At 45.1% G+C, this 6,472-nt stretch carries 10 protein-coding genes; 3 read left to right on the top strand and 7 right to left on the bottom strand.

The window, feature by feature from the left end; genetic code table 11:
* Positions 1-65 precede the first annotated feature (65 nt).
* Genes A2X74_RS09120 through A2X74_RS09130 form a run of 3 tightly spaced genes read right to left on the bottom strand, consistent with a single transcriptional unit; the run spans position 66 to position 1,803 of the window.
* Positions 66-1,061, bottom strand: coding sequence for a tripartite tricarboxylate transporter substrate binding protein (locus tag A2X74_RS09120; protein WP_293626726.1), 996 nt, complete (start codon positions 1,059-1,061; stop codon positions 66-68).
* A gap of 20 nt (positions 1,062-1,081) precedes the next feature.
* Complete coding sequence (locus A2X74_RS09125; protein WP_293626724.1) at positions 1,082-1,645, bottom strand: disulfide bond formation protein B; 564 nt, start codon at positions 1,643-1,645, stop codon at positions 1,082-1,084.
* A 5-nt stretch (positions 1,646-1,650) separates the two neighbouring features.
* Positions 1,651-1,803, bottom strand: a complete 153-nt coding sequence (locus tag A2X74_RS09130; RefSeq protein WP_293626722.1) for a DUF5993 family protein — start codon at positions 1,801-1,803, stop codon at positions 1,651-1,653.
* A gap of 81 nt (positions 1,804-1,884) precedes the next feature.
* On the opposite strand from A2X74_RS09130, the gene A2X74_RS09135 reads away from it, so the two are divergent.
* Positions 1,885-2,658 carry an enoyl-CoA hydratase/isomerase family protein gene (locus tag A2X74_RS09135; RefSeq protein WP_293626717.1) on the top strand — a complete coding sequence of 258 codons (774 nt, stop codon included), beginning with the start codon at positions 1,885-1,887 and terminating at the stop codon, positions 2,656-2,658.
* A gap of 22 nt (positions 2,659-2,680) precedes the next feature.
* Here A2X74_RS09135 and A2X74_RS09140 read toward each other — a convergent pair whose 3' ends face one another.
* From A2X74_RS09140 to A2X74_RS09155, 4 genes are all read right to left on the bottom strand, one after another.
* On the bottom strand, positions 2,681-3,373 hold the full coding sequence (locus A2X74_RS09140) for a fumarylacetoacetate hydrolase family protein (protein WP_293626715.1): 693 nt from the start codon (positions 3,371-3,373) through the stop codon (positions 2,681-2,683).
* Positions 3,374-3,448: 75 nt separating this feature from the next.
* Positions 3,449-3,724, bottom strand: a complete 276-nt coding sequence (locus A2X74_RS09145) for a SemiSWEET transporter (protein WP_293626713.1) — start codon at positions 3,722-3,724, stop codon at positions 3,449-3,451.
* 17 nt (positions 3,725-3,741) lie between these two features.
* Complete coding sequence (locus A2X74_RS09150; protein ID WP_293626711.1) at positions 3,742-4,134, bottom strand: c-type cytochrome; 393 nt, start codon at positions 4,132-4,134, stop codon at positions 3,742-3,744.
* A gap of 114 nt (positions 4,135-4,248) precedes the next feature.
* The gene (locus A2X74_RS09155; protein ID WP_293626709.1) at positions 4,249-5,274 is read right to left on the bottom strand and encodes a substrate-binding domain-containing protein; all 1,026 of its coding nucleotides are present in this window, start codon (positions 5,272-5,274) and stop codon (positions 4,249-4,251) included.
* Between the two features lie 75 nt (positions 5,275-5,349).
* On the opposite strand from A2X74_RS09155, the gene A2X74_RS09160 reads away from it, so the two are divergent.
* Both A2X74_RS09160 and A2X74_RS09165 read left to right on the top strand, forming a co-directional pair.
* A complete protein-coding gene (locus A2X74_RS09160; RefSeq protein WP_293626707.1) occupies positions 5,350-6,171 on the top strand; it encodes a substrate-binding domain-containing protein in 822 nt (273 codons plus the stop codon).
* A gap of 16 nt (positions 6,172-6,187) precedes the next feature.
* The gene (locus A2X74_RS09165) at positions 6,188-6,412 is read left to right on the top strand and encodes a molybdopterin-binding protein (protein ID WP_114654363.1); all 225 of its coding nucleotides are present in this window, start codon (positions 6,188-6,190) and stop codon (positions 6,410-6,412) included.
* Positions 6,413-6,472: the final 60 nt, after the last annotated feature.

Genomic DNA, 6,472 nt, shown 5'->3' on the forward strand with positions numbered 1-6,472 from the left:
CAAAATCCAGGCTGACAAGAATTGGGTATTTATTCGAATATTTGTTACTTACCTTGAGATATTCACTACTCTAATTTTGCGCCTGATTTGTAAACCACTCTACCCCATTTATCGGTCTCAGATTGAATCAGTTTAGACAGCTCTTGCGGACTTCCAGGAGCAGGATCTAACCCACTTGCGAGCAGTTTATTTCTGACTTCAGCTTGATTGAGGGTTTGGCGAGTTAAGGTATTTAGGCGTTTTTGCAGGGCTGGCGAGAGATTTGCGGGTGCCATCAGCGAGAACCATGATATTGCCTCAAATCCAGGTAAGCCTTGCTCAGCCATCGTTGGAATATCTGGAGCTGCCGGAGAACGTTTTAGTGAGGTGACCCCCAAAGCCTGAACTTCCCCGGCCTTAATCAAGGAAAGTGAGGAGGATAGATTATCAAAGAGCATAGAAATCCGGCCGCTAATCAGATCGGGCAAAGATTGTGCCCTTCCCTTATACGGAATGTGCCGAATCTGTACTCCAGTCATTTCTTTAAAAAGCTCACCGGACATATGCAAAGAGGTGCCGACACCAGACGAACCAAAAGTGAGTTCATTGGGTTTGGCTTTAGCTAGTTCAATGAGTTCTTGCAAATTGCTCACACCCAATTTTTTATTCACTACCAATACGTTGGGCGTGCTCGCCAAAAAACTAATTGGCGTGAAATCATTTATCGGATGAAAAGACATCTTGTCATAGAGGGCGCCGTTGATTGCGTGGATGCCTACTGTACCAATCAGGAGTGTGTAGCCATCTGGCTCACTCTTGGCAACAAGGTCAGCACCAATATTGCCGCCGTAGCCAGGTCGATTTTCTACTAGGACTGGCACTCCAAGGCTTTGTTGCCAACTCTCCGCAAGCACGCGCGCCAAAATATCAGGCGCACCACCAGGAGTAAATGTCACCACAATACGAATCGCTTGTTTGGGCCAATCCGTATTGGATTTGGCTGTTTGAGATTGAGCGGTGCTTGCAAAGCTCAGGCAAGCAAATGCAATGGCTAGAGCCTTCACCACTTTAGAAGTATTCATCATGAATAACTTACGACTTTTTAAATGCCAAGACGCGAGCGCAACCAAATTAATCCATCGTATTTAACAGGATCATCAGCGCAAGGTCCAATGCCGCACTCAAGTAGTGTGGATGCCAGATTAGCAAAGACAAGAAGAATGAATGTGGCCACTAAAACAGTTGCAAACAGAGAGCGTGAGCGCACATCACGATTAGGCAGCATCAATAAAATCGCAAGACCTGCTAATAATCCTACGTAGCCGACATAAGCCCAGGTATAAAAATGCAACTCTAAGAAAGTTTTTCCAAATCCTTTATCGCCTGGCAAGATATGCAAGAGTACTTGGCGCAAAGACACCATCATCCCCACCAAACCACCAATAATTCCCCAGCCGTAATGAGCAGAATGAGCACCACAACGGATATTCAATACCAGAGCAAAACCGATGATGATAAAACCCATGCGCTGCATTAAACACAGCGGGCAAGGTAACTCACCAAAATAGAATTGATCAATAAAGGCATAAGAAAGCATGCCAATGATCCCAGCTAAGGCTAATTGATTACCCAGTGCCGCAAGAGAAGGAAAGGAATGCTTAGTCATTTTCCTTACAGACTGAGATTGAGATGATTGGTGGCATGAACACGGAACCAGAACATCAGGATACCGACGGTAATAGCTAGCATCACTAATGCTGCCAGACGCCTCTCAAACCAAACAAGGACAAGACCGATGAGGGCTGTCAGGAAAGGTAGAAACATATACATGGGAGAATTCTATCGCAGGTGGGTTCTTGCCTGAAAAACAAGGGCTTTAAAGGGTCTTTTGTTTAGAATGAGCTCATGAACTCCACCCCGCCCTGCGTCGACTTCCAGCTTGATGGCTCCATTGCCCGCATTACCTTCAATAATCCTGCAGCACGCAACGCCTTAAGCTGGCCGATGTATGAAGAGCTCAAGCGAATTTGCGATGACATAGCAATTAGACCGGAGATTAGGGTAGCTATTTTTAGAGGCGCCGGTGACAAAGCGTTTGTATCTGGTAGCGACATTCAGCAATTTATCGACCTGAAAGAAAATGAGGCGTACGAAGTTGCAGTAGACGCTATTTTTCATTCTTTACAACACTTACCTATTCCAACCATTGCACTCATTGAAGGCTTGGCGGTTGGCAGCGGCTTATTGATTGCTACTGCTTGTGATTTCAGAATATCAACTACTGATGCGCGCTTTGGAATTCCGGTAGCAAAAACTTTAGGTAATTGTTTGTCGCCGAGCAACCTATCCTGGATCGCTAATCACTTAGGCGTGCCCATGGTCAAACGCATGCTATTGACTGCGGAACTGATTAAGGCGCCCGAGTTATTGAACTCAGGCTATCTTTATCAAACGACTTCTCCAGAAGAGATTGCCGAGGCGACTGAAGCCTTGGCCACAAAATTAGCTGCACTTGCACCAATTACTCAAAAAGCGAGCAAAGTGACCTTAGCGCGTTTGATGGAAAGTAATTTACCGGACTGCACTGAACTGATGCGAGAAACTTACAACAGCGTCGACTTCAAAGAAGGGGTTAATGCCTTCCTTGAAGGACGCCCACCAAAGTGGCTTGGTAAGTAGTTTTTACCGGTGATTGTTTGAGTTAAACAATCTTGATTTTGAGTGGTGCAAGTCCTTCGACACTACCTTCAAGTACATCACCCTTTTTGACGGGGCCAACACCAGCAGGTGTACCAGACATAATCAAATCGCCTGGTTCGAGTGTAAATAAGGTGGAGAGATAGGCAATGGTGTCTGGAACATTCCAAATCAGTTGGTTGAGATCACCCTCTTGGCGCACTTCACCATTAACTAATAGTTTTACTGTGCCCTTGCTCGGATGTCCGAACTGAGCAGCAGGAGTCAGCGCGGCACAAGGAGCAGATTGATCAAAGGCTTTACCGGTATCCCAAGGGCGTCCCATTTTCTTAGCCTCACCCTGCAGGTCGCGACGAGTCATGTCCAGACCAACGCCGTAACCATACACATGCTCTAGCGCTTTATCCGCAGGAATATTGGCGCCACCCTTGCCGATAGCGACAACCATCTCAATCTCATGATGAACATCGTTCGACAGATTGGGGTATTGCATATCCTTGCCATCCGTCACGATCGAGTTGGCTGGCTTCATAAAAAAGAATGGGGGTTCACGATCGGGATCATGACCCATCTCGCGTGCATGGTCAGCATAGTTACGACCAACGCAATAGATGCGATTCACGGCAAATCGACGGGTGTCACCCACCACTGGAAGTGATGGGATGATCGGTGGCTCGATAACGTATGTAGTGCTCATGAATAGCCTTTCTAAAGAGTGTCTATTTTTTATTAATTATTTTGTGAATTAATTATGACACTACCTGAAGGAAGGTCATTTTTTGTCTTTGGTATTTAGCTTGAGAAGCAAAATGCTGAAGGCCAGAGCAAAGGTCAGGGCATTCGCCAAAATTAATGGCCAGGTCTCAATCATGAGGCCATAAACAAGCCATAGACCTACCCCAGCGGTAAACAGGCTATACATTCCCACCGAGATCCCAGAAAGATCGCGGGTACGCCACGATTGAATAGCTTGAGGAAGAAAAGCAATCGTCGTTAGAAACGCAGCGCAATAGCCAATGATCTCTATCTGATGTGGCTGTAAATTCATACGCTGATAGGTTCTTATTACGGCTTCTTGTTTAAACCAGCTTTGCGCGCTTCAATTTCTTTGTTAATGGCGGCTAAAGTTTTGGCATCGGGAGTCTTCCAGTTGCCCCCTGCTTTATTAGCCATGTATGCCACAGCATCGGAGAAGCCCTCTACTGTGAGGTTGGGATTACCGCCCTTAGCAGGCATACCCCTGACACCTACATAAGCATGCGCTGTCAGAGTTGCTTGCCCCTCAGCAATCAAAGGAGCCCACTTAGCCTTATCACCCAGCTTGGGCGCATTTAAGACCCCAGAGCCATGACAAGCAGCACAAACTTGTTTATAGGTGTTCTCGCCAGGCTCTGCGAACGCCGTAAAACTAGCTGTAGAGGCGGCAATCAGAATCAAGGAGCGAAGGGATGAATTCATATCGATAGGAATAGAGATTGTTGTTAATTCCTACAATTTATCTCAATTTCTAGACCAATGTATTGAAAAGCTTAAAACCGAGATTGAATGGGGTGTATTGGGTCAATTCACAGGCTAAAGCCAGCCAGCAATCTGCTTCTTTAGTCCAATCGATTTATAGCCTGGGCTAGCACCCGAGAGGACTCGGATTTTCCGAATGAGTTTTGCAAGATCAGCGTTAAGACTTAATTCCTCGCTCATAGCCAGAAAAAAGATTTCGTCCTTGAGCTGAATAAAATCTAAACCATTCTCCAGGGCAATACTTTTAACTCCCATACCTACATCTGCCTTTTTGGCCAATATCGCCGTAGCAATTGCGGAGTGGGTAAATTCTTCGTTCTCGTAACCTTTAATGCCACGGGCAAGCATGCCCTCTTTCGCCAAAATAGTATCTAGGAGCAGGCGCGTACCGGAACCCTTCTGTCGATTGATAAAGCGAATCTTTGGTCTCAGTAGATCTTTGATTGAAATAATGTTGTGGGGATTTCCTTTAGCAACCAATAATCCCTGAACACGTTTCATCACAGGAAATATTTGCATCCCCTCTTTTTGCAACCGTTTAGAAATAATTTGAGAACTTTGTGGATCAGAAACATGGAAACCAGCTATGCCCACCTCATAATTGAGTAAGCGCTCCAAAGCCTCACCGGATCCCGCTGTAATGAGCTCAAATCCACCAATTTCAAAAACGGCCTTTTGAATAATAGGATCACTACTACTAGCAAAGCGCAGCTGTTTTTTATCCTTAACCCGAAATTGAGAGAATCCTTCCTCCAAGTGCAAGAGACTGGATTGTCCCAAACGCATCGTCTTTTGATCGAAGTCCTCGGTAAATTGAATCAAATAGCGAGCATATTCTGAAAGCTGGGAGCCATGCCCCCTCACTCTATCGATAAGCTTAAAGCCGAGAGCCTGCTCAACATCGTTTAACTTTTGCCAGATATTTCTATAGGACAGGCCCATTTTCTTGCAGGCAGACATGAGTGTTTTGCCATGCTCAATGTCTTTAAGCAAAGCAGTTAACCACACCAAATCAACGATAGCCGGGTCTTTTGTGTTTTTGCTACCAAAAACCAGGGTCGGCCGAATCTGAATTCTCATATGTAATTTTTTGCATATTCATGTTTTGTAATATGACAAATCTTAACCGAATACACTCAATGAAAGTGAACTCAAATGAAATACTCATTTAATAGATTACTGGCAACCGCCTTTACCGCTCTCACGCTGTTAGGCAGCTCAGCTTATGCGCAAGAGAAAAGCATTGTTGTGTCATCCACAACCTCTACAGAACAATCTGGCCTCTTTGGATTTATGTTGCCCATCTTCAAAATGAAGACTGGTATTGATGTTAAGGTAGTTGCTGTTGGAACTGGTCAAGCTTTAGATATCGGTCGTCGTGGCGATGCCGATGTAGTGTTTGTGCACGATAAACCTGCTGAAGAAAAGTTTGTGAACGAAGGTTTCGCCACAAAACGTACCGAAGTTATGTACAACGACTTTGTATTAGTGGGACCAAAATCTGACCCAGCCAAAATTGCAGGCGGTAAAGATATCAAAGCAGCATTTCAGAAAGTTGCAGCAGCTCAGGCACCATTTGTATCTCGCGGGGATAAGAGTGGCACACACGCTGCAGAATTACGCTATTGGAAAGATGCCGGCATTACAGTAGCTCCAAGCGCTTGGTATAAAGAAACTGGTTCAGGTATGGGCCCAGCGCTCAATACTGCTTCAGCAATGAATGGCTACATCCTGACTGATCGCGCTACTTGGCTTTCTTTCAAGAACCGTGGTGATTTAACAATTCTGGTTCAAGGCGATCCAAAGCTATTTAACCAATATGGTGTCATGTTAGTTAACCCAGCAAAATTCCCACATGTGAAAAAGGCTGAAGGCCAAGCATTTATTGACTGGATTACTTCCCAGAACGGTCAAGACGTGATTGCCAGTTACAAAATTGACGGTGAACAGCTCTTCTTCCCGAACGCAAAAAAATAACTTACTAGGAAAATTCATGGAACTTAAAGTCAAACTCAGCGCACGCAATACTCTCAGCGGTAAGGTTGTTGAACTCAAAATGGGGCAAACCACTTCTCACGTGAAGATCGATATTGGCTCGGGTCATATCGTTACCGCCTCGATTACTAATGAGGCTGTAGATGAACTCAAGCTTAAGGTTGGCGATCAGGCTTGGGCTGTAATCAAAGCTTCTGATGTCATGATTGCTAAAGACGCTTAATCTTTTAGTCAGTATGAAAAGGCCCGCATATGAACTGACCCACAAAAGTTGGACAGTTTA

Origin of the sequence: Polynucleobacter sp. GWA2_45_21 (assembly GCF_001830325.1) — a bacterium.
GTDB lineage: Bacteria > Pseudomonadota > Gammaproteobacteria > Burkholderiales > Burkholderiaceae > Polynucleobacter.